The 19,840-nt window shown below is 59.0% G+C and carries 18 protein-coding genes and 1 pseudogene; 10 read left to right on the forward strand and 9 right to left on the reverse strand.

Going from position 1 to position 19,840, the window contains the following annotated elements; genetic code table 11:
- Nucleotides 1-191: 191 nt before the first annotated feature.
- Entirely contained in the window at nucleotides 192-395 is a 204-nt protein-coding gene (locus FBZ97_RS17920) for a cold-shock protein (RefSeq protein ID WP_047631453.1), read from the forward strand.
- Between the two features lie 58 nt (nucleotides 396-453).
- Here the strand turns inward: FBZ97_RS17920 and FBZ97_RS17925 are convergent, their stop codons facing one another.
- Together FBZ97_RS17925 and FBZ97_RS17930 are read right to left on the reverse strand one after the other, a co-directional pair.
- The gene (locus tag FBZ97_RS17925) at nucleotides 454-720 is read right to left on the reverse strand and encodes a WGR domain-containing protein (protein WP_113353567.1); all 267 of its coding nucleotides are present in this window, start codon (nucleotides 718-720) and stop codon (nucleotides 454-456) included.
- Between the two features lie 177 nt (nucleotides 721-897).
- Nucleotides 898-1,608 carry an SDR family NAD(P)-dependent oxidoreductase gene (locus FBZ97_RS17930; protein ID WP_113353284.1) on the reverse strand — a complete coding sequence of 237 codons (711 nt, stop codon included), beginning with the start codon at nucleotides 1,606-1,608 and terminating at the stop codon, nucleotides 898-900.
- A gap of 130 nt (nucleotides 1,609-1,738) precedes the next feature.
- Between FBZ97_RS17930 and FBZ97_RS17935 the strand changes: the two genes are divergently transcribed.
- Nucleotides 1,739-2,662 (forward strand): LysR family transcriptional regulator, encoded by a 924-nt coding sequence (locus tag FBZ97_RS17935; protein WP_113353568.1) that lies wholly within the window; start codon nucleotides 1,739-1,741, stop codon nucleotides 2,660-2,662.
- Nucleotides 2,663-2,804: 142 nt separating this feature from the next.
- Nucleotides 2,805-3,455 (forward strand): glutathione S-transferase family protein, encoded by a 651-nt coding sequence (locus FBZ97_RS17940; RefSeq protein ID WP_113353285.1) that lies wholly within the window; start codon nucleotides 2,805-2,807, stop codon nucleotides 3,453-3,455.
- A 15-nt stretch (nucleotides 3,456-3,470) separates the two neighbouring features.
- Here the strand turns inward: FBZ97_RS17940 and FBZ97_RS17945 are convergent, their stop codons facing one another.
- Complete coding sequence (locus tag FBZ97_RS17945; protein ID WP_162748838.1) at nucleotides 3,471-4,064, reverse strand: TetR/AcrR family transcriptional regulator; 594 nt, start codon at nucleotides 4,062-4,064, stop codon at nucleotides 3,471-3,473.
- A gap of 135 nt (nucleotides 4,065-4,199) precedes the next feature.
- Between FBZ97_RS17945 and FBZ97_RS17950 the strand changes: the two genes are divergently transcribed.
- Nucleotides 4,200-5,423, forward strand: a complete 1,224-nt coding sequence (locus tag FBZ97_RS17950) for an MFS transporter (protein WP_113388754.1) — start codon at nucleotides 4,200-4,202, stop codon at nucleotides 5,421-5,423.
- A 77-nt stretch (nucleotides 5,424-5,500) separates the two neighbouring features.
- Here the strand turns inward: FBZ97_RS17950 and FBZ97_RS17955 are convergent, their stop codons facing one another.
- Both FBZ97_RS17955 and FBZ97_RS17965 read right to left on the reverse strand, forming a co-directional pair.
- Nucleotides 5,501-6,142: a Pr6Pr family membrane protein gene (locus FBZ97_RS17955; RefSeq protein ID WP_246661793.1), complete on the reverse strand. Its 642-nt coding sequence runs from the start codon at nucleotides 6,140-6,142 to the stop codon at nucleotides 5,501-5,503.
- A 302-nt stretch (nucleotides 6,143-6,444) separates the two neighbouring features.
- On the reverse strand, nucleotides 6,445-7,749 hold the full coding sequence (locus FBZ97_RS17965; RefSeq protein ID WP_145321410.1) for an Nramp family divalent metal transporter: 1,305 nt from the start codon (nucleotides 7,747-7,749) through the stop codon (nucleotides 6,445-6,447).
- Between the two features lie 41 nt (nucleotides 7,750-7,790).
- On the opposite strand from FBZ97_RS17965, the gene FBZ97_RS17970 reads away from it, so the two are divergent.
- Complete coding sequence (locus tag FBZ97_RS17970; RefSeq protein WP_145321408.1) at nucleotides 7,791-8,027, forward strand: hypothetical protein; 237 nt, start codon at nucleotides 7,791-7,793, stop codon at nucleotides 8,025-8,027.
- Nucleotides 8,015-8,125: pseudogene (locus FBZ97_RS17975) on the forward strand (metal ABC transporter substrate-binding protein); the annotation flags it as partial. The gene FBZ97_RS17970 and the pseudogene FBZ97_RS17975, both read left to right, overlap by 13 nt.
- 68 nt (nucleotides 8,126-8,193) lie before the next feature.
- On the opposite strand, the gene FBZ97_RS17980 reads toward FBZ97_RS17975, so the two are convergent.
- The 3 genes from FBZ97_RS17980 to FBZ97_RS17990 form a co-directional block, all read right to left on the reverse strand.
- Nucleotides 8,194-8,634, reverse strand: a complete 441-nt coding sequence (locus FBZ97_RS17980; RefSeq protein ID WP_145321404.1) for a Fur family transcriptional regulator — start codon at nucleotides 8,632-8,634, stop codon at nucleotides 8,194-8,196.
- 213 nt (nucleotides 8,635-8,847) lie between these two features.
- Nucleotides 8,848-10,476 (reverse strand): thiamine pyrophosphate-binding protein, encoded by a 1,629-nt coding sequence (locus tag FBZ97_RS17985; RefSeq protein ID WP_113353288.1) that lies wholly within the window; start codon nucleotides 10,474-10,476, stop codon nucleotides 8,848-8,850.
- Between the two features lie 260 nt (nucleotides 10,477-10,736).
- Nucleotides 10,737-11,069, reverse strand: coding sequence for a hypothetical protein (locus tag FBZ97_RS17990; RefSeq protein WP_229002209.1), 333 nt, complete (start codon nucleotides 11,067-11,069; stop codon nucleotides 10,737-10,739).
- A gap of 343 nt (nucleotides 11,070-11,412) precedes the next feature.
- Between FBZ97_RS17990 and FBZ97_RS17995 the strand changes: the two genes are divergently transcribed.
- The 4 genes from FBZ97_RS17995 to FBZ97_RS18010 all read left to right on the forward strand — a co-directional run bounded on the left by FBZ97_RS17995 (nucleotide 11,413) and on the right by FBZ97_RS18010 (nucleotide 18,190).
- Nucleotides 11,413-12,885, forward strand: coding sequence for a nucleobase:cation symporter-2 family protein (locus FBZ97_RS17995; RefSeq protein WP_145321402.1), 1,473 nt, complete (start codon nucleotides 11,413-11,415; stop codon nucleotides 12,883-12,885).
- A 653-nt stretch (nucleotides 12,886-13,538) separates the two neighbouring features.
- Nucleotides 13,539-14,588, forward strand: coding sequence for a porin (locus FBZ97_RS18000; protein ID WP_113331171.1), 1,050 nt, complete (start codon nucleotides 13,539-13,541; stop codon nucleotides 14,586-14,588).
- Between the two features lie 417 nt (nucleotides 14,589-15,005).
- Nucleotides 15,006-17,102, forward strand: a complete 2,097-nt coding sequence (locus FBZ97_RS18005; protein WP_145321400.1) for a carboxy terminal-processing peptidase — start codon at nucleotides 15,006-15,008, stop codon at nucleotides 17,100-17,102.
- Nucleotides 17,103-17,605: 503 nt separating this feature from the next.
- Entirely contained in the window at nucleotides 17,606-18,190 is a 585-nt protein-coding gene (locus FBZ97_RS18010; protein WP_145321397.1) for a YigZ family protein, read from the forward strand.
- A gap of 59 nt (nucleotides 18,191-18,249) precedes the next feature.
- Here FBZ97_RS18010 and FBZ97_RS18015 read toward each other — a convergent pair whose 3' ends face one another.
- Nucleotides 18,250-19,539 (reverse strand): MFS transporter, encoded by a 1,290-nt coding sequence (locus tag FBZ97_RS18015; RefSeq protein WP_113353292.1) that lies wholly within the window; start codon nucleotides 19,537-19,539, stop codon nucleotides 18,250-18,252.
- Between the last annotated feature and the right edge of the window lie 301 nt (nucleotides 19,540-19,840).

The following is a 19,840-nucleotide window of genomic DNA, read 5'->3' on the forward strand; positions in this document are numbered from 1 at the left end:
TCGACGAAAGCAGGCAAAGCCGAGTCACGGAAGGAATGGCTATCGCTGATACAAGACTTCAAAGACGATCTGGTGCGAAAAAACACGTTTGATCACAGGACCTGACGGGCGCCATTAGCAGATGTGCTTGATCTGACAGCAGTTGCCCGCTAGGTTGCCGCCGCGATCAACTGCAAAGACATGGGGATTTCATGCCAACTGGCACGGTTAAGTTTTTCAACACCGACAAGGGCTTTGGCTTCATTACGCCGGAAAGCGGGGGACCTGACGTTTTCGTTCACGTCTCCGCCCTGCAATACGGCAATGTGCTCAGGGAGGGGCAATCCGTCTCTTACGATCTGGGTCAGGACCGGAAGACGGGCAAGTCGAAGGCGGAAAACGTCAGACCGCTCTAATCATTATGGACACGTCACTACCCGAGATCTCGGGTAGTGCACTCGGGCGCCATGGAAATCATGTGAGCGCCCTGCTTCGCACGGGGCATGGGCGGTAGCCCTTTGCCCGTTTCTGCCGCGTCAGTGCGAGGAACAGTCTGACGGCATCCCTTTCATCCTCGAAATGATGCGCCATCGTCTGTCCGCTGAAGCCTATGCGGCCCCATCGTCGCGTAAGACACGTATCGCCGAACAGGGTCGTCGATATCTCCAGCACATAGTAGCGTGCCATGTTCTTCGCGGCATTGGTGCGCTCGATATAGAGATGATAGGGCTGAGTAAGCATGCCGGAAGAATCGTCGATCGCGCGGCTGCGGTCCAACGAGTGTTTTGAATCGGTCGGCCAGCTTCGATTCATTTCCGTGATGTATTCGGCGATCCGCCGAACAATCGTCAGCCCAATCCCGGGCGCCGGCTCCAATCCAGCGGTACCTCAAGGCTGATGTGCTACGTTGACGACGGATCACCAGGGAACCGTTCGGCCGAGATAATCCAGATATTCAAGGCCTCGCTTCCCTTGCTGGCCGAGAAGTACATTCACCAGGTTCGGAATGCTTTCCTCGATCGTCAGCCGCCCGTCGGGACCGCCCAGATCGGTCTTGACCCACCCGGGAGCCATGAGCACCAATGCACGCGCGTCATCCGCGTGCCGGGCGGCATAGCTGCGCATCAACGTGTTCAAGGCCGCCTTGCTGCCGCGATAGACCTCCCGCATGCCCGTGGTATTGTTGCTGACGCTCCCCTGGCCCGAGGACATGACGCCGATCAGCCCCGTCGGCGAAACGAGGTCCTGCAATCCTTCCACGCTCCGCATCGGGCTTAGCGCATTCGTCACCATGACGCGCACGAACTCCTCCGTCGTCACCTCCGCTATCGTCTCGGTCGGGACATTCGTCGTTCCCGCATTGACGAACAGCATGTCGAAGACGCGGCCGTCGAGGCGCGCGCGCAACGAGGCGAGCTGTTCCGGCTCGTTGATGTCGAGCGTTTCGATGGTGACGCGGCCATCGGAACGGTCCGCCAGATCGTGCAGTTTCGTCTTCGCCGTCGATGCCCGCACCGTGCCGACGACGGACCAGCCCTTCTTGAAGAATTCTTCGGCCATGGCATGGCCGAGACCGCGTGATGCACCGATGATCAGGATGCTGCCGGTGGACAATGATGATGACGGCATGGGCACGCCTCCTTTGTTTGCTGTGAGCCCAATATGAAAGCCCGATCCGGATTTCTCCAGACGCACAGGATGCAAAGAATAGCTGCGTCGGACGCTAGGCATGGCGATCGATCTGGTCTACCCAAATGCCATGGAAGACATAGATCTCAATCTTCTCATCGCCCTTGACGTCCTGCTTGCCGAGGGGAGTGTGACGGAAGCGGCAAAGCGTCTTGGCTTGAGCCCTTCCGCCATGAGCCGCACGCTGTCGCGGCTGCGTGCCGTGACGGGGGATCCGTTGCTTGTCAGGGCAGGCAGATCCCTCGTGCCGACACGCTTTGCCGAGACCCTTCGGGATCGCGTTCATGCCGTCACACTGGATGCGCGCGCCATTCTTCGGCCTGCGGCCGGCGAACTCGACGTTACCACATTGGAGACCACATTTTCGATCCGCGTGAGCGAAGCCTTTCTTGAGCTTTTGTCTGCGCCCCTTGTCGCGGCCATCACGGAGGCCGCACCCCGCGTTCGCATCCGCTTCGTGCTCAAGCGCGACAAGGAGCCACACATGTTGCGGGAAGGATTGATCGATCTGGAAATCGGCGTCTTAGGCGTGCCTGCGCCCGAGCTGCGCACGCGGCTTCTGCTTCGCGATCGGCTGGTTGGAGTGGCGCGGGAAGGTCATCCTCTGCTGACGGGCGGGCCGGTAACGGCAAAGCGCTATGCGGCCTGCCGTCACCTCGCCACGTCCAGAAAGGGAGAATTTGCCGAAACGGTCGATGAGGCCTTGGAAAGGAAAGGTCTGAAACGGGAAATCCGCGTCGTGGTGCCTGGTTTTCCGGATGCGATGAGAATTGCAGCTTCGACGGATTTCATCGCGGCTGTCCCCCTCTCCTGCCTCGGCAAGAGCAAGCTGAACGAGCCGGTGGGCGAGTTTGGTATTCGAAGCTTTGAATTGCCGTTTGAAACGCCGGAAATACTCGTAGCCGCGATATGGCATCCGCGCGTCGACGCCGACCCCGCTCATAAATGGCTGCGCAATCTCATCACGCGCGTCTGCCGCGCGGCTTACCCATGAACTGATCAGCAGGCAGTCGAACTGCGAAATGAGATGCACTGGCACGCATCGTTCCCGGCTCTGAAAACCATCTCGAGAATGGAGTGTCGGATTCTCGCTCAGCCGATCGTCTTTAAGGCAGACAAAGCCACGGAGAGCAGCAATGACGATAACGATCACCGCCTTTGAAAAATCGCCGGATCGCGGCAGAGGCCTGGCGCGCGACATGCGCGTTCGCTGGGCGCTCGAAGAAGTCGGCCAGCCTTATGAGGTGCGCCTCCTCTCCTTCAAGGCGATGAAGGAGCCTGCGCATCTCGCCCTTCATCCCTTCGGGCAGATCCCGACCTATGAAGAGGACGGCCTTGTCTTGTTCGAATCGGGGTCGATCGTGTTCCATATCGCGGAGCGTCATGCCGGGCTGCTGCCGGACGACGCCAAGGCGCGGGCACGGGCGATCACATGGATGTTTGCTGCGCTCTCCACGGTGGAGCCGCCGATCATCGATCGCGCAATCGCAAGAATCCAGGAGCGCGATCAGATTTGGTACCAGCAGCGCCTGTCCATGATCGATGAGCGCATCCACCAGCGGCTGAACGAACTTTCCGATCGCCTCGGCAGCGCCGACTGGCTCGAGGATGCATTCAGTGCCGGCGATCTTCTGATGATATCGGTCCTGCTCAGGCTGAAGGACTCGGGGCTGTTGCAGGAATATCCGAACCTCTCCGCCTATGTCGCCTGCGGCGAGGCCCGGCCGGCATACAAGCGGGCCTTCGAGGCTCAACTGGCGGTCTTCACCGCCGCATCGGCCGACTAAGCGAACTAAGACCGATCAACCGTTGTCGACCCGCAAGCCCTCAAGGAAAGTCCGGAATGCGCCCACCGCCCGTTTCGAGGTCGTCTCGGGATCGTCCGAATTGGCGATCCACTGCGCGGCACAGCTGCTTGCAGCATTGATGAGGCGAGCACCGGCTTCCACGTCGATATCAACGATGATGCCCTCCTCGCGAAGGCAACGAAGGCTTTCCCTGATCGTGGCGATACAACCGTTGGCGCTCGGCCATCCGGAGGGCTCGCCGAGCACGGCAGGCCCGTCACGAAACATGATGCGCTGGATTTCCGGCTCCAGCGCCATCTCGACATAACCGACATTCTCGTCGACGAATGCCTGCCAGCGCGACGGCGCTTTCGACGCGATCTGACAGAGCCTTGTGGTCATTTCCGCATCGATCTCGCTGACGACGGCCTGCAGAAGCCCCTTCTTGTCGCCGAAATGATGATAAAGTGCGCCCCGCGTCAGTCCGGCGTCCGCTGTAAAGTCGTCCATCGATGCATCGGCATAGCCGACGCTACCGAATGCCTTACGGCCGGCAGCCAACAGCTTGGCTCGCGTCTCCGCGATCATTTCACTGCGAGGTTTGCGCATTGCGTCTCCGTCGATCACGCACATTAATTTGCATACGCCACGTATATTAGTTGACATACGCCGCGTATGCAATTACTTCATTCACATACGCCGCGTATGTTTGCGGCCATTTCGTTCAATACAGGGAATGTTCCGATGTCCAATCCGTACAGAGCGATTTTCCGCGCACCAGGCGCCAGGAGCTTTTCGGCCGCGGCCTTCTTTGCCCGTCTTCCGCTTGCCATGGCTCCCATCGGCATCGTCGCCATGCTGTCTCAGACGCGCGGTGAATATTGGCTGGCCGGCGCCGTTTCGGCGACCTTCGCCCTGACCAATGCGTTTGTCTCGCCGCAGATATCGCGCCTCGTCGACCGGCTCGGTCAGCGTGCGGTCGTTACGCCCGCCACCATACTCTCGGTCATCGCCTTCATCATTCTCATTATCGCCGCAAACCAGGTCTGGCCGGCCTGGACACTGTTTACCTCGGCCTTCTTCGCGGCAATCATGCCGAGCATACCGGCAATGGTACGCGCCCGCTGGACGGAGATCTTCCGGGACCGGCCCGAATTGAATACAGCCTTCGCCTTCGAATCCGCCGCCGACGAGCTCGTCTACATCATGGGTGCATCTCTTTCCGTCGGGCTAGCGGTCTCGCTGTTCCCGGAAGCCGGCATGGTCGTCAGCACCATCTTCCTCGCGCTTGGATCGGCGGCCTTCCTGGCGCAGCGATCGACGGAGCCGAAGGTGCGCGCGGCTGGCTCCGCAGGCTCGCAACGCTCGGCGATCCGGCTGCGGCCGGTCCAGATCATCACGCTCGCCCTGATCTTCGTCGGCGCCACCTTCGCCACGGCGGAAGTGAGTGCCGTTGCCATCACCAAGCAACTGGGAGAGCCGGGTGCCGCCAGCATCGTCATCGGCGTCTATGCGCTCGGCTCCTTCATCGTCGGTCTCATCATCGGAGCGCTGAACCTCAAGATGCCATTGCAGCGCCAGTTGCTGGTGGCCGTCAGCGTTCTCGCCCTTACCTCCCTGCCGCTTCTGGCTGCCAGCACCTCGGTCGCTCTGCTTGCCTTTGCCGTCTTCCTCAGCGGCGTTGCCATTTCCCCCACCTTCATCACCGCCTTCGGATTGATCGAACGACGCGTGCCCGAAGCCATGCTGACCGAAGGCGTGACCTGGGTGATGACCGGCATCGGTATCGGCATGGCACTCGGTGCCTTCGTCTCCGGCTGGGTGGTGGACAGCTTCGGGCCCGCAAACGGCTTCTGGGTTTCGGTCGCGGCGAGCATCACAACCGTCGCGGTGGTAGCGCTCGGACAAGCAAGCCTTTCCGGCACGCGTGCGTCCGGCTCAGCCGCCGTCACGCAACTGGCGGAATGAGCGGGCCGCCAAGTTCCAACCAGAGCCGCGCGGGGGCATATTGGTCAGTGACGAATTTGCCTTCGTGACAACATTTCCTATGCGCGCCGAAAGGTCCGTTGCCTGGCACTGACCCAGTCGAGAAAAGTCAGCACTCCCCCCAAAACCAGCAGGGCCGATGCCAGGAACCCCATGTTCAGAAGGACCGCTTCAAGGCCGATATCGCGGACATCCAGGAACGGGTATGGATAGAAGTGGGAGACATATCCATGCGCAAGCGTATAAGCGGAGTATGCCGCGGGAAAAGCCAACCACCAGAGCACATCGCGCCAGGAAAGCCTGCCGCGCTCACTCAGAAAAATCCAATCCGCGGCGTACAGCAGCGGAACGCAATAATGGAGTATCTGGTCTCCGAGCAATTGCCACCCGCGAGGGTGCCAAACGTCCCTTAGCATCAAAGCGTAAACGATGCCGGCGATCCCCACGTAAAGAAGAAGGGCGCTTCGTACCGACGGCTTGTTCGCCCATTTGCCGATCGATGAGAGCGGCGCAGTTTGCGCGCAAAGTAGTGTCACAGCGAGCAAAAGATTGGATTGCATGGTGAAATAGCTGAAGAAGTTCACCGTCATCGTCAGCCGTGAAACATGCACGCCCGGTGTGATGGCGATATATGAGACCGCGATACCCGATAAAGCGAGCAGGGCAAGCAGATAGCGATAGACGCGGATCAAGCCCGCCATGAAGTCCTCCCCGCTGAATTGACGCCGGAATGGGGCCAGGAAGAATTCAGCATCGCATCGTTCGACTTCATCGAAACCCTATATCTCATTGATGACAGACCAGCCTCGAAATCCCCACCAACTCCACCGAACTCCCCAACAAAATCGACTGTATTGAAGACATCTACCGCCTCGCAGAAGAATACGCGATTGCGGCAAATCAAAAGCAGGCGCCGAACAGCCAACCATCGGCCTGCCACCCTTCCCTCCGACCGCGCGATATTTTTCGGACCGGCTTTCTCTGGGGACCAGGCGCGGCGGTCTCAGCCGAGCCCAGGGATCGGAATGCCGAAAGTCTGCAGAAGCAGGATCACGTTCAGGCACAGGATCACGATCGTTCCGACGATGGCGGCGATATCGGTCATCCGGCCGTTTGCGAAATCCCCCATGATGGCGCGATTACGCGTGAACATGACGAGCGCGATCATCGGAACCGGCAGCGCGAAGGACAAGACAACCTGGCTATAGAGCAAGGCATCGGTCGTATTGACGCCGAAGAGAACGACCGCGAAGGCCGGCAGCATCGTCACCAGACGCCTCACCCAGATCGGAATATGGAAGCCGACGAAGCCCTGCATGATCATCTGACCAGCCATGGTGCCCACAGCCGACGACGAAATGCCCGAGGCCATCAGGGACACAAGGAAGACGGCGGCCGCCGCGCCACCCAGAAGCGGCGTCAGCATGTGATAGGCTGTCTCGATCTCGGCGACCTCGGGATGGCCGGCATGGAAGGCGGCCGACGCCATGACCACCATGGCGATATTGACGGCACCGGCCACCGCCAGTGCGATGATGCACTCCCAATTCGAAAAACGAACCAGCTTGCGCCGCTCGAAATCATTGCGGGCCGGCGCACGATGCTGTGTGAGGCCGGAATGCAGATAGACGGCATGCGGCATGACCGTTGCGCCGATAATGCCGACAGAGATGGTCAACGCAGTCGTGTCAGGCATGGATGGCGTCACGAGCCCCAAGCCGACCTGCCCCCAGGCCACCGGCGCGATGAACATTTCGATGACGTAGCAAAGGCCGATGACGGCCACCAACGCGCCGATGATGAGTTCCATCGGCCGGAAGCCGCGGCCCTCGAACAACAGGACGCCATAGGTGACGATGGCGGTCACCGCCATCCCGGCCAAAAGCGGCATCTGGAAGAGCAGCGACAGCCCGATGGCGCCCCCGAGGAACTCGGCAAGATCGGTCGCCATGGCGGCAACCTCGCTGACAATCCACATCGCGATGCGAACCGGCGTCGAAAACCGATCGTGACATATCTCGGCGAGATTGCGGCCGGTGACGATGCCGAGCTTGGCCGACAGCGCCTGGAACAGCATGGCGATCAGATTCGCCATCAGCACCACCCATAGCAGTGAATAACCATAGCTGGAGCCTGCCTGGATATTCGTCGCGAAGTTGCCGGGATCCATGTAGGCGATGGAGGCGATCATGGCGGGGCCGGCAAAGAGCAGCATCGCGCGGACACCTCGCCGCCGTCCAGCCAGCACCTCTCGGATCTGCTCATCCGTCCGTTCCGACAATGTCGGTTGCCTCACTATTTCAGTCATCGCATTTCTCCAGCCTTGGGGAGTCGGCATAGATTTTGTAATTGCAAATCATTCTTAATTGCAAGATATGGGAAATCGAGCGAGCGTCAACCATTTTTGCAAATCAGTATCAATTGCAAAAAGAACGGGACCGCCTGCTAGATGTAATTAGGTCTCAATATCAATCTGGAGGTAGTATGCTCGACAGCGTGGAATGGTCTGTCCTGGCGGAAATGGCGGGCGCATTTGCCGCCGCCCTGGCTGCGGTCCCAAGCATTGCTGAAGAAAATTCAAAGTGATTACGGCCTTCACGATCATCGCCGACATGGTAAGGAACGTTGCAAGTGATGACGCGACCGTTGAATTCATCACCAAGCCGGGAGCGCAGATCCACGAATAGCAGCCGACGCCAGGAGATATTAAGCGGGCAAAGCTCATTTTCGCGAACGGCCCATCGCCGCCGGATTACCCGATGTTCTTGCGGCCGCGCGCTCTTTTCAAGGGTCTGACATAGATCTCGAGCTTGTGCCCGACGATCTCGAAACCATGCTTGCGCGCAATTTCTTCCTGAAGGCGCTCGATTTCATCGGACCGGAATTCGGTGATCGTGCCGGTCTCCATATTGATCAGATGGTCGTGATGCTCCTGATCTGCACTTTCGAAACGCGCCGGACCGTTTCCGAAGGAATGACGCTCGAGAATGCCGTTTTCCTCAAGGATGCTCAGCGTCCGGTAAACGGTGGCGATCGCGATGCCGGGATCGATCGCCGTGACGCGGCGATGAATTTCCAGCGCGTCCGGATGATCCGACGCCTCCGACAGAACCTTGGCTATTGCCTGCCTCGGAGCCGTCAAGCGCAGCCCCTTCTCCTTGCAGAGCCCGGCAATATCTTTCTTTTCATTCATGGATCAGAACCCAAATACATCGGCGCATCGCAATTATCGTGTTTCTGCGGCGATATTCCACGCCAAGCCCCAGCACAACCTCTTCTGCTTTACAGTCATCGACACCGCATCGCAACGATCCGGCGGAGACGGCAGCCCACACCAAATTATCAGTTGATATCCCCACCTTGCCCCTAGAAGGTGATTTGCCTTTCGCGACAGCGAAAAAGATCGTCAGATGCGCATCCGTGGCACATCGTTGGGATCGAGGCGCAGCTCGATCAGCACCGGGCGGCTACGATTCCTGATGGCGTCCAGAGCCCCTTCAAGCTCATGAGCCGAGCTGACCGCAACCCCGTGTCCGCCGAGCGCAGTCGCGACCTCGGCAAAGGAAGGCCAGTTGAACTGGGTTAGCCCCGGATCCATGCTGCGATCACGAAATTGGATATGTTCGGCCCCATAGGCGGAATCATTGCAGACGATGACGATCAGGTCCTGCCCGAGGCGCACGGCGGTATTGAACTCGTTGACGCCGCTCATCATGAAACCGCCATCGCCGGTGAAAAGCACCACCGGGCGATCCGGCGCGGCGACGCTTGCGCCAATCGCTTCCTGCAATCCCAGGCCGATCGAGCCGAAATTTGCCGTCACGACAAAACTCCGCGGGTCACTGACGGAAATCCGGCACCAGACCTCGGTCATGAAACGCCCGCCGTCGGTCACAAGCACTCGGTTCTTCGGCAGGGCCTTTTCCAGCTCTTCGAGCGCCCAGATGTAGTTCACATATCCCGCGCTCGTCTTGCCGCGCTGATCGCGTGGATGGGTGGTCAGCGATGGAACATCCAGTTCTTGCGTGAAGCCGCTCGGCGGAATTTCAGCCGCATCCAGCCAATGGACGAAATTGTCTGCCGTCAGGCCTGAATCGGCCACCAAGGCCGCATCCGGATGAATGTTCTTGCCGATCGCGCGCGCATCCATGTCAATCTGGACGACGCGCTTACCCTTCAGGAGCTTGCCCCTGTCAGTGGTGAAATCATGCAATCCCGCTCCGAAGCAGATCAGGCAATCCGTCCTGGCGATCAGGTCATAGGCGGCAGGGGTGCTGAGCGTGCCGAAAATGTCCATATTATAGGGATGGCCACCGAAGAGCCCCTTTGCTTTCAAGGTCGTCGCAAGCGGAGCCTCCAGCCGGTCCGCCAGGCGGATAAGCTGATCGCGCGCAGCGCAAGCCCCGCCGCCCGCGAGGATGAGCGGACGCTTTGCAGAGGCAATTATGCCAATGGCCCTGTCCAATCCATCTCCTTCAGGCACATATCCGGGGGCATCGAAGACTTCGAACACGGCCCGCATGTGGGCCTGCTCGCACCACATGAAATCGGCCGGCATGTTCAAGACGATCGGGCGCCGCTCGACTCTCGCACGATAGAAAGCGCGGGCAACGTCCCACGTTGCCGTTTCTGGCGAGCGCATCTGCTCAAAGCCGGCGCCGGTGGCCTTGACCACCTCGCGCTGATCTATACTCTGCAGATGGTGCGGGTTGACGACCGGCGTGTCGCCCGCCAGGAGCACCATGGGGATGGAACCGCGGGCACCTTCGGTGAGAGCGGTGACGCAATTGGTCAAAGCCGGACCGTGAGTCACGCTGGCCACACCGACCTTTCCGGAGACATGGGCATAGGCGAGCGCCATAAGGACCGAGCTTCCCTCATGGGCCGCCGGCACGAAGCGGCCGCCGCATCCGCGTACATAGTGGTCGATCATGAAGAGGTTGGCATCGCCCATGAGGCCGAACATCGTGCCCGCATCGTGATCGCAAACCGCACGAGCAATCGACTGGTACACATAGATCGCATTCTCGGCCATCTTGAGTATTTTCCCTTCCGCAGCGCCTCAAATCACTGATGCTCAGAATATCAGCAAGGGCGTACAAAAGGCGCGCAAGTTTCAGATAGAAACCCTATCTTTGCGCAAGGTAATTTCACAAATCGGAAAGGAATGCACGATACGTGCACGAACTCGTCCAGGGTATATCGCGCCATCAAAATCCGCCATCCCCCCGGAAGATAGAGGCGGTTCCAGGGCGCGAGGTATCAAGGGGACCAAATGATTTTGTCCCAACTCTCCTATCGGGAAAGATGGAGGTTCTCGCCCGCAAGTTTCTGCTTGGTGTCATCAAGCTTATTATAACCTGCCTGTATGATATCGATATCGGCTGCATGACCGACGCCGGCCAATTTATAAAGCACATCGCCAACAGCTATATCCACGCGTGGCTTGTTCTGCGAATAGACTTTCTCGATAATCGGCTGGATTGCATCCAAGGCGCCGCCGGCAGCGAAATAGAGCTCCAGAGCTCGATATAAAAACGCATCCCGGCGATCGTTCAAATCCAGCAGGGACTCGTGGCCGACGCTCGAAGCCAACAACCTGACCGCCTTGTTTTGATACTCGCTCATTATACCCCACCCAAATCTTCTGAATGATACTCGAGCCCGAAAATGGACTATATGTTTCTGCCCATGTATTCTTTCGCGAGACTGAACCGGCCTCAATGGCCGCATCGTCACTTGTGTCGACGCGAGGGGATATAAAGTCGCTGCTCCGTGTCGGCTGCATGGAGCGTTCCCCCCTCCCAATTCCACCAGCGAAAGATCGCGGTCCGCCAACCAGACCAGCGCGGGCATGGCCTTCTGGTAAGGTGTTTCGCATTTTTCTATAAAGTCATGAGACGGCGCACACCGTAACGTGCAACGCTCGTTTGGAGGAAACGAGAAACGCAAAGGTATGGAGGAGATTACCTTGGCAATAGCAGCAGAGGAAAATACCGCACGCCCGGCCCCCGAAGATGAAAAGCTCAGCCTTGGCGCCAATCTGGCCTATGGCCTTCAACATGTCCTGACCATGTATGGTGGCATCGTTGCCGTTCCGTTGATCATCGGCCAGGCATCGGGCCTGACACCTCCCGACGTCGGCCTGCTCGTGACCGCATCGCTGTTTGCCGGCGGTCTCGCGACCATCCTGCAGACGATCGGGATACCGTTCTTCGGCAGTCGTCTCCCCCTGGTGCAGGGCGTATCCTTTTCCGGCGTCGCGACGATGATTGCCATTACCGGACATGGGGGCATCCAGGCCGTTCTCGGCGCGGTCATTGCGGCGTCCTTCATCGGGCTCCTCATCACGCCCGTCTTTTCACGCATCACCCGCTTCTTTCCGCCGATCGTCACCGGCATCGTCATCACCACCATCGGGTTGACGCTGATGCCGGTCGCGGCGGGCTGGGCGATGGGCGGCAACCGGAGCGCGCCGGATTTCGGCAGCCAGGCCAATATCCTGCTTGCGGCGGTAACGCTCGTGATCGTGCTGCTGCTCAGCAAATTGGGTAGTGCCGCCATATCAAGACTATCGATCCTGCTCGCCATCATGATCGGGACGGGGATCGCCTATGCGGCCGGCATAGCGGACTTCTCGCGGGTGACGAGCGGTCCCTTCGTCGCGCTGCCGCAGATCTTCCATTTCGGCTATCCCGTGATCGATACCGCGGCGATCATCTCGATGTGCATCGTCATCATGGTGACGCTGGTCGAAACCTCGGCGGATATCCTCGCCGTCGGCGAGATCGTCGGCACCAAGGTCGATGCGCGCCGGCTCGGCAACGGCCTGCGTGCCGACATGCTTTCCAGCATCCTCGCCCCGGTTGTCGGCTCCTTCACCCAGAGCGCCTTTGCCCAGAATGTCGGCCTCGTGGCCGTGACCGGCATCAAGAGCCGATTTGTCGTGGCGACCGGCGGCCTCTTTCTCGTCGCTCTCGGCTTGCTGCCGATCGTCGGCCGCATCGTCGCCGCCGTTCCGAGTTCCGTCCTCGGAGGAGCAGGCCTCGTCCTGTTCGGGACGGTCGCGGCAAGCGGTATCCGCACGCTCGCCAAGGTGGACTATGAGAACAACATGAACCTCATCATCGTGGCGACCTCGATCGGCTTCGGCATGATCCCGATCGCCTCACCGGGCTTCTACGAACACTTTCCCGCATGGGTCATCACCATCTTCCACTCCGGCATCAGCTCGGCGGCATTGATGGCGATCGCGCTGAACCTCCTGTTCAATCACCTGACGACCGGAAACTCGGATCAGCAATCGGTCTTCGTCGCGGGCACGGAACGCCTGATCCGCTATCAGGACATTGCCGGCCTGCATGACGGCGATTATTTCCTAAACGGCAAGCTTTACGACGCCAATGGCGCGGAAGTTCCATTGGTCCCCGCGGAAGCCCATTAGAACACAGAGGGACCTGCTTCGGCGGCTGCGAATCATTCCGCACGGCTGAGCCCGCCTACCAAACCCCGTGGACCGGCGGCCCCACAATTGCGCCGGTCTCGTAATCCAGCCATTTGGCCGGGGGACACCTGCTATTGAAGCATTGCCCGAGTCCGCGAGTGGCCTGCGCTAAGTTCGGCTCAAGGCGCGCTGCCGAGCAGCACTTCCCCTCTCCACCCGTAGATTGGCAGGTCGTAAACCACGACCTCCGATCCCTCCGCAATTCATCTAACTGACTTGAGTAAGATTGAGTCAGGATTCGCGCTACATGCCCTCCACGGTGTTTACTGTATAGTTTGTATTGTTTACTTATTATTTTGCGATATTCTCGATTAATAACATACATTTGGTACGTTTACTACGTATAGATTTCTAATATACTTCATATACATACTAAGATCGCGTGATTTTATGGTGTATTTTTGCATCTTTGACGAATTTATGACGATAATTACTTCACGGCTCCGAATTATTCTATTCCGATGCATCAAAAGCCCCGCTAACGTGCCAGCACGAAAGTCTTTCGGGCTTTCGGTAAGAGGGAACACCGAATTGATGAACGTGGCGGAAGACGTCCGGCTGCGTTCCGATCCGGCAAATCGATTGGAGAAAAAATGAATATCAAGAGCCTTCTTCTCGGCTCCGCTGCTGCCCTGGCAGCAGTATCCGGTGCTCACGCGGCTGACGCGATCGTCGCAGCCGAGCCGGAGCCGCTGGAATACGTCCGCATTTGCGACGCATACGGCGCAGGTTACTTCTTCATCCCGGGCACCGAAACCTGCCTCAAGATCGGCGGTAAGGTTCGTACCGAAGGCAAGTGGTACGACGCCTACAACCCAGACACTCACTTTGGCACTCTCTGGCACACTCGTGCCGAGCTGCAACTGCAGACGGCAACCGACACCGAATACGGCCCGCTGAAAACCAACACCGAGCTGCGTTGGGACTGGAACGACGGCGGCGCTACGGCTACCAACCTGCTACACGCCAGCATCAGCCTCGGTGGCTTCACCGTTGGTAAGGAAGACTCGCAGTTCAACGTCTTCACCGGTTATGCCGGCGACGTCATCAACGACGACGTGATCGCCGACGGCCCGTACGAACTGAACCAGATCACCTACAACTACGACGCCGGCAACGGCTTCACGGCTGTGATCTCGCTCGAAGACAGCAACTCAGGCCCGGGTGCCACGGGTGCAAACGGCGAAGACAGCCACAACCATTACGCTCCGGACGTGGTCGCCGGTGCTGGCTACAAGGCCGGCGCATGGAGCTTCAAGCTCGTTGGTGGTTACGACTCCATCGTCGAAGAAGGCGCCATCAAGGCTCGCGTAGACGCTGACTTCGGCGTATTCTCGGCCTTCTTGATGGGCGCCTGGAACACTGACGGCGACAAGTTGAACAAGTATGCGCCTGGCGATTCGATCGGCCAGAGCTGGGGCGACTGGGCTGTTTGGGGTGGCGTTGGCGTTCCGGTCAACGAAAAGCTGAAGTGGAACCTGCAGCTCGCCTACACCGACAACAAGACCTTCTCGGCAACGACGAACGTCAAGTGGAAGCCTGTTAAGAACCTGCTCATCGAGCCGGAAGTCACCTACACCAACTGGGACTCCATCAATCAGGACCAGTGGGCTGGCATTCTCCGCTTCGAGCGTACGTTCTAATCTGATCTGAACTAGACCTCCGATCAGAGACGGAAGAAGACCTGGTTTCCCTCCAGGTCTTCTTCTATTTTATTGCAGCTGTATTCGAGCGGTCATTCCAGGCCGCATGGCCGGCAAGCCCCAATCGCGCGATCGGATGGGGTGTCGATCATCAATGGGCTGATCCGACGATGATTCCGCCGGGCCTACGGCGGCGCCACCGAACGGCTCGCGTGGCGCCTCTGACATTTGAAGGTTGACTTCGGCGCCCCTGGCTTCGCTTTTGTCGATCTGCCGACGACAGTCACACTCGCTTCACGCAAATGTTTCGAGAATCTTTCTCGAAGGAAAGCATCTGTCTGGTTGCCAAAAAACCATAATTGTTCCACCTAGATTATAGATTGAACATTTAACGATTGAGAATCGGGCCAAGACTTGATGCGTACGAAATATGGTTTCCTCTGCCTGTTCCTGGCATTTGCCTCATCGGCATATGCTCTGGAAGCCGGTTCACCGCCAGTTTTGACACCACTGCCGCAGCAGGCGCAGGCCGCGCATTTGACGGCGCAATTTCTGCAGCGCTTCCACTATAAGCCGGTCCCGCTGGACGACGTCCTCTCCGCCAGGATCATGAATCGCTTCATCAAGTCCCTTGATCCGGACCGTGTCATCTTCCTGCAGAGCGATATCGACAAGTTCATGGCGGGCAGCACCAAGATCGATGACGCCATCAATCAGGAAGACTTGAATATCCCGTTTTCCATTTTCAATGTGTACGAGCAGCGCGTCGTCGACCGCATGACCTATGCGCGCAGCCTGCTCAACCAGAAGCTGGACTTTACCACCAAGGAAGACTACGCGCTCCTGCGCGACAAGGAGCCTTGGCCACAAACCGAGGCGGAAAGCAACGATCTCTGGCGCAAACGCGTCAAGAACGACTGGCTGCGCCTCAAGCTTGCCGGCAAGGATGATGCCGCCATTCGCGATACGCTCGACAAGCGCTACGAAAACTCCCTCGAGCGCGCCTATAGATACAAGAGCGACGATGTCTTTCAGACATTCATGGACGCCTATACGACGTCGGTCGACCCGCATACCGACTATTTCGGCGCGACCGCCTCGGCCGAGTTCGATATTTCCATGAAGCTCTCTCTGGTCGGTATCGGCGCGGTGCTGCAGGAAAGGGATGATTACACCACGATCCGCGAACTGGTCGCAGGCGGCCCGGCGCAACTCTCCGGCAAGCTCGCGGTCGGCGATCGCATCATCGGTGTCGGTCAAGGCGAAAACGGCCCTATAAAGGAAGTCGTCGGCACGCGACTCGATGAAATCGTGCAGATGATACGCGGCGCCAAGGGGTCAGTCGTGCGCCTTGATATTTTGCCCGCCGATGCCGGGCCAGATGGCAAGCATCACGTCATCAGTCTCGTCCGTGACAAGATCAGCCTCGATAAGCAGGCTGCCAAGCAGACGATCCTGTCGGTAAAGGATGGTAATACGACGCGCAGGATCGGCGTGATCACTCTGCCGGCTTTCTATGAGGATTTCGAAGCCCGGCGCAAGGGCGATAAGGACTACCGCAGCGCCAGCCGCGACGTCGCCAAGCTTCTCGGCGAGTTGAAGCAGGAAAAGGTCGACGGCGTCCTGATCGACCTGCGCAACAATGGCGGCGGCTCGCTGGCCGAAGCGATCGACCTGACAGGCCTGTTCGTCGGCAAGGGTCCGGTCGTCCAGCAGCGCGATGCAGGCGGCGAGGTGGAGGTCGAGAGCGATGATCTTGCCACTCCGGCCTGGACCGGCCCGGTCGGCGTGCTGATCAATCGAGGCTCGGCATCGGCCTCCGAGATTTTCGCGGCCGCGATCCAGGATTACGGTCGCGGCGTGATCATCGGCGAACCGAGCTTCGGCAAGGGCACGGTGCAAACCGTGGTCAATCTCGATCAGGTGGCCCACAATCAGAAACCGAAATTCGGCGAGCTGAAACTGACGGTCGCTCAATTCTTCCGCGTCAACGGCGGTACGACGCAGTTGCGTGGTGTGACGCCGGATATCAGCCTGCCGGGACTTGCCGACCTCAAGACCTTCGGCGAATCCAGCTACGACAACGCGCTGCCTTGGACACAGGTAAAGCCGGCGAATTACAAGCCCTGGGGTGACATCCAGGCGCTGCTGCCGCAGCTGCAAAGTCGCCATGACGCGCGCGTGAAGGATGATCCGGAATACCAGCGCTTCGTGGAAGACGTCACCACGCTGAAGGAGCAGCGCGACAAGAAGGTCATCTCTCTCAACGAAGCCGAACGCCGCAACGAGCTGACCGCTCAGGCAAACCGCATCAAGGCACGCGGACAGTCCAATGACGGCATCGATACCGGCGAGGATGATGGCCTGCAGGCCAACGAGCGCAGCCTGAGCGCCGATATCGCCATCGAAAAGGCCCGCAAGAACGCAAAGGATATACTGCAGAACGAGGCCGCCTCCATCGTTGCCGACGAGGCGGACCTGCAGGCCGGCACGTCGAGGGCCGCGGCAAAATAGTCGCGAAGTTACATCGTGCCGCTCACGGCCGAGGAATCGACGTCGCCGCCGTGACGTCGATCACCACCTCGCCGGCTGTGGGTGCATAAGACTAACAGCTAAAGCAAAATGCCAAAAAGTGTGGATGACTTTTGGGCGCATCCGCTCTATCTATTTGATTTCAAAGTGAATTCTTGTTTGGGGCTGGACAGACCTGAATTCATCTGCCTCTGGGGCCTCAGCTACGTTTCAGCTACCCGTTGTAAGCTATGTGCGTGCGATACTTGCGCCCCCAACAAAGTTTCGCACGAGGCGCCGATAAGGCTCTCTGCTCTGCCTCATGCCCATGAGGCAGAGCTTTCCCGCCTTGACCACGCTCAACGAGTTTCGGCTACGCCATTGAAGGCCTGGGAAACTCTCGCGGCGATCCTCATCCAATTCATTTTGTCCCACGCCACCTCATGTCTCTCGGAACAGCGGCAACTGCCTCTTCGCAGAGTGCACGAAATTGGCTAAGAGGCCGTATGTTTGAGCTTGTTTCGATCGCCACCGCCAATCAGGAAATCAAGCGAAGCCGGTTCGTTGCGACGGCCGGTCCGATTGCCGATAGCGAGGCAGCAAAGGCGTTTGTCGCACAGCACTCGGTCACGGATGCCAATCACAATTGCTGGGCCTGGCGTATCGGACAAACCTATCGCTTCAGCGATGATGGCGAACCGGGCGGAACCGCCGGCAAGCCGATCCTCCAGGCCATCGACGGCTTCGAATTGGATATGGTGGTCGTCGTCGTGACACGCTGGTTCGGCGGCACTCTTTTGGGTGCTGGCGGGCTGATCCGCGCTTATGGCGGCACCGCCGCGCTATGTCTGCAAGGCGCGGAGAAGAGAGAAATACTCCCAACCGTCGCGGCAACGATCGATGTGCAGTTTTCACATCTCGCTCTGGTGAAAGCGAAACTTTTGACGGAGGCAGGCGTGCGGCTTGTGGAGGAACGCTTCACCGAATCCGGAGCCGTGCTCCGCGTGACCATAGCCGCCTCGATGGTCGAACGGGTCGTTGACAATATTCAGGATCTGACAAGCGGTCGGGCAACCGTAAGGTTGGATTGATCGGGATATGCCGAAGGATGACGCTCTCGACGCGTCGTGATGGGGCCGCGATAAGCAGCTCAATCGCCGGAGAAAACAACGCCCTGAGGCTGCCCCGGTACGGAAGCGGCTACGCGCAGCACGCCATGAAACCCGACCCAAAGCGCAATCGACCCGAGTGCAAAACTGCCGAGGATCATGAACATCGTGCCATAGCCGATCTCCTGCGCCAGCCAGCCGCCGATCGCCGGGCTCAGGGATGCGCCGACCCCTTGCATCGTCATGACGACGCCCTGACCGACATTGATGCGGCCGGTTCCGTTCAGGATGCGCGCGACGAGCGTCGGCACGGCAACGCTTTGCAGGCCGGCGCCGATGCCATCGAGAACCTGAACGGGATAGACACCCCAGGATGTAATCAGATGCGCCGCCACGAAGCCGCGGATCGGCAAGGAGACAAACGAAATCAGCAGCACGAGCCATTGCCCTCTCCTTTCCGCCATATGCATCGCGATCAAGGAGGTGATGATCATCGTGCCCTGCGCCACCACCACGGTCAGGGCGACAAAGCCAGCGGGATCGGCGTGACCGGCAGAGACGACAGCCAGCCCGAACAACGGCAACATCGCGCCGTTGCCGAGATGGAACAGCGCAAGCGCACCCGCCAGGATCAGCAGCGGCTTCGACTCGGCGAGTACTTTAAAACCGCTCGGTTTTCGGTGTCTGGAAGGCTCCATCTCCCCCACCGGACCAAGGGCGGCAAGGGTAGCGCCACGCGCTTCGTCATCGTCGATCGCATCGGCCGGGATCATCAGCACGGAAATGATGGTCAGCACGCCGAAGATGGCCGACAACCAGAACACGGCAGTCAGCCCGAACATCCAGCCGAGCCATCCCGACAGCCCGGCGCCGACGAGGTTGCCGGCATGATTGAATGCCTGATTGTAACCATTCTGCCGATTGAAGCCGGCCTGCCGGACAATGCCGAGCGTGATGCCATTGAGGGCAGGCCCGATCGCGGCACCGGCAACAGCGGTCGCAACCTGCGACAGGGCCACGACCCAGAAGAGCTGCGAGACCAATATGATCATGGAGGCGAGGACCGTGCAGATGCCGAGCACGATCACGCATGTGCGCTTATGCGTCGTCTCATCGATGAAGGCTCCGGCAGGCGCCATCATCACCATCCCCGCAACCCCGCCGATCGTCATGACGGAGCCGATCGACCCACTTTGCCAGCCATGGGCGACGAGGAAAACCCCAAGGAAGGGTCCGATGCCCGCCTGAACATCGGCCATGAAGAAATTCAGAAATCCAAGTGGGACGAGAGCTCGGGCTTGCTGCTGGTCGTTTGGGGATGAACGCGACAAATGACAACCACATGGTTCCTGAAATCGTCAGATGAAAAGCGCTTGATGGCAAAAGGTTCCCTTCTGTTAGAGATTGATGCCCGAGGCTCGCGGTCCTAGCTCCTGTGGCGAAACGAATCTTACCGTCGGTGTTTATCCGACATTGAAGCAGCCGAACCATCGCGATCTCGATAGCACGTTGCCGTTCGAGGAAAGCTTCGCCTGTCTCGGCGAGACAAAAAAGAGAAGGATTCGGAGGGAAAGCCGAATCCTTCTCGTCTTGATCGGAGGTCAACCGATCGGGGTGGGCAGCCGCATCGGA

Origin of the sequence: Rhizobium sp. ERR 942, assembly GCF_007828395.1 — a bacterium.
GTDB lineage: Bacteria > Pseudomonadota > Alphaproteobacteria > Rhizobiales > Rhizobiaceae > Rhizobium > Rhizobium dioscoreae.

Bases quoted from the DNA above. Each gene is read 5' to 3' on its own strand.
- FBZ97_RS17990 (WP_229002209.1), bottom strand. From the start codon at position 11,069: ATGAGCGAGTATCAAAACAAGGCGGTCAGGTTGTTGGCTTCGAGCGTC.
- FBZ97_RS17935 (WP_113353568.1), top strand. From the start codon at position 1,739: ATGGAAGACATAGATCTCAATCTTCTCATCGCCCTTGACGTCCTGCTT.
- FBZ97_RS17980 (WP_145321404.1), bottom strand. From the start codon at position 8,634: ATGAATGAAAAGAAAGATATTGCCGGGCTCTGCAAGGAGAAGGGGCTG.
- FBZ97_RS17955 (WP_246661793.1), bottom strand. From the start codon at position 6,142: ATGGCGGGCTTGATCCGCGTCTATCGCTATCTGCTTGCCCTGCTCGCT.
- FBZ97_RS17965 (WP_145321410.1), bottom strand. From the start codon at position 7,749: ATGACTGAAATAGTGAGGCAACCGACATTGTCGGAACGGACGGATGAG.
- FBZ97_RS18005 (WP_145321400.1), top strand. From the start codon at position 15,006: ATGCGTACGAAATATGGTTTCCTCTGCCTGTTCCTGGCATTTGCCTCA.
- FBZ97_RS17940 (WP_113353285.1), top strand. From the start codon at position 2,805: ATGACGATAACGATCACCGCCTTTGAAAAATCGCCGGATCGCGGCAGA.
- FBZ97_RS17985 (WP_113353288.1), bottom strand. From the start codon at position 10,476: ATGGCCGAGAATGCGATCTATGTGTACCAGTCGATTGCTCGTGCGGTT.
- FBZ97_RS17920 (WP_047631453.1), top strand. From the start codon at position 192: ATGCCAACTGGCACGGTTAAGTTTTTCAACACCGACAAGGGCTTTGGC.
- FBZ97_RS18000 (WP_113331171.1), top strand. From the start codon at position 13,539: ATGAATATCAAGAGCCTTCTTCTCGGCTCCGCTGCTGCCCTGGCAGCA.
- FBZ97_RS17950 (WP_113388754.1), top strand. From the start codon at position 4,200: ATGTCCAATCCGTACAGAGCGATTTTCCGCGCACCAGGCGCCAGGAGC.
- FBZ97_RS17945 (WP_162748838.1), bottom strand. From the start codon at position 4,064: ATGCGCAAACCTCGCAGTGAAATGATCGCGGAGACGCGAGCCAAGCTG.
- FBZ97_RS17930 (WP_113353284.1), bottom strand. From the start codon at position 1,608: ATGCCGTCATCATCATTGTCCACCGGCAGCATCCTGATCATCGGTGCA.
- FBZ97_RS17925 (WP_113353567.1), bottom strand. From the start codon at position 720: ATGCTTACTCAGCCCTATCATCTCTATATCGAGCGCACCAATGCCGCG.
- FBZ97_RS18010 (WP_145321397.1), top strand. From the start codon at position 17,606: ATGTTTGAGCTTGTTTCGATCGCCACCGCCAATCAGGAAATCAAGCGA.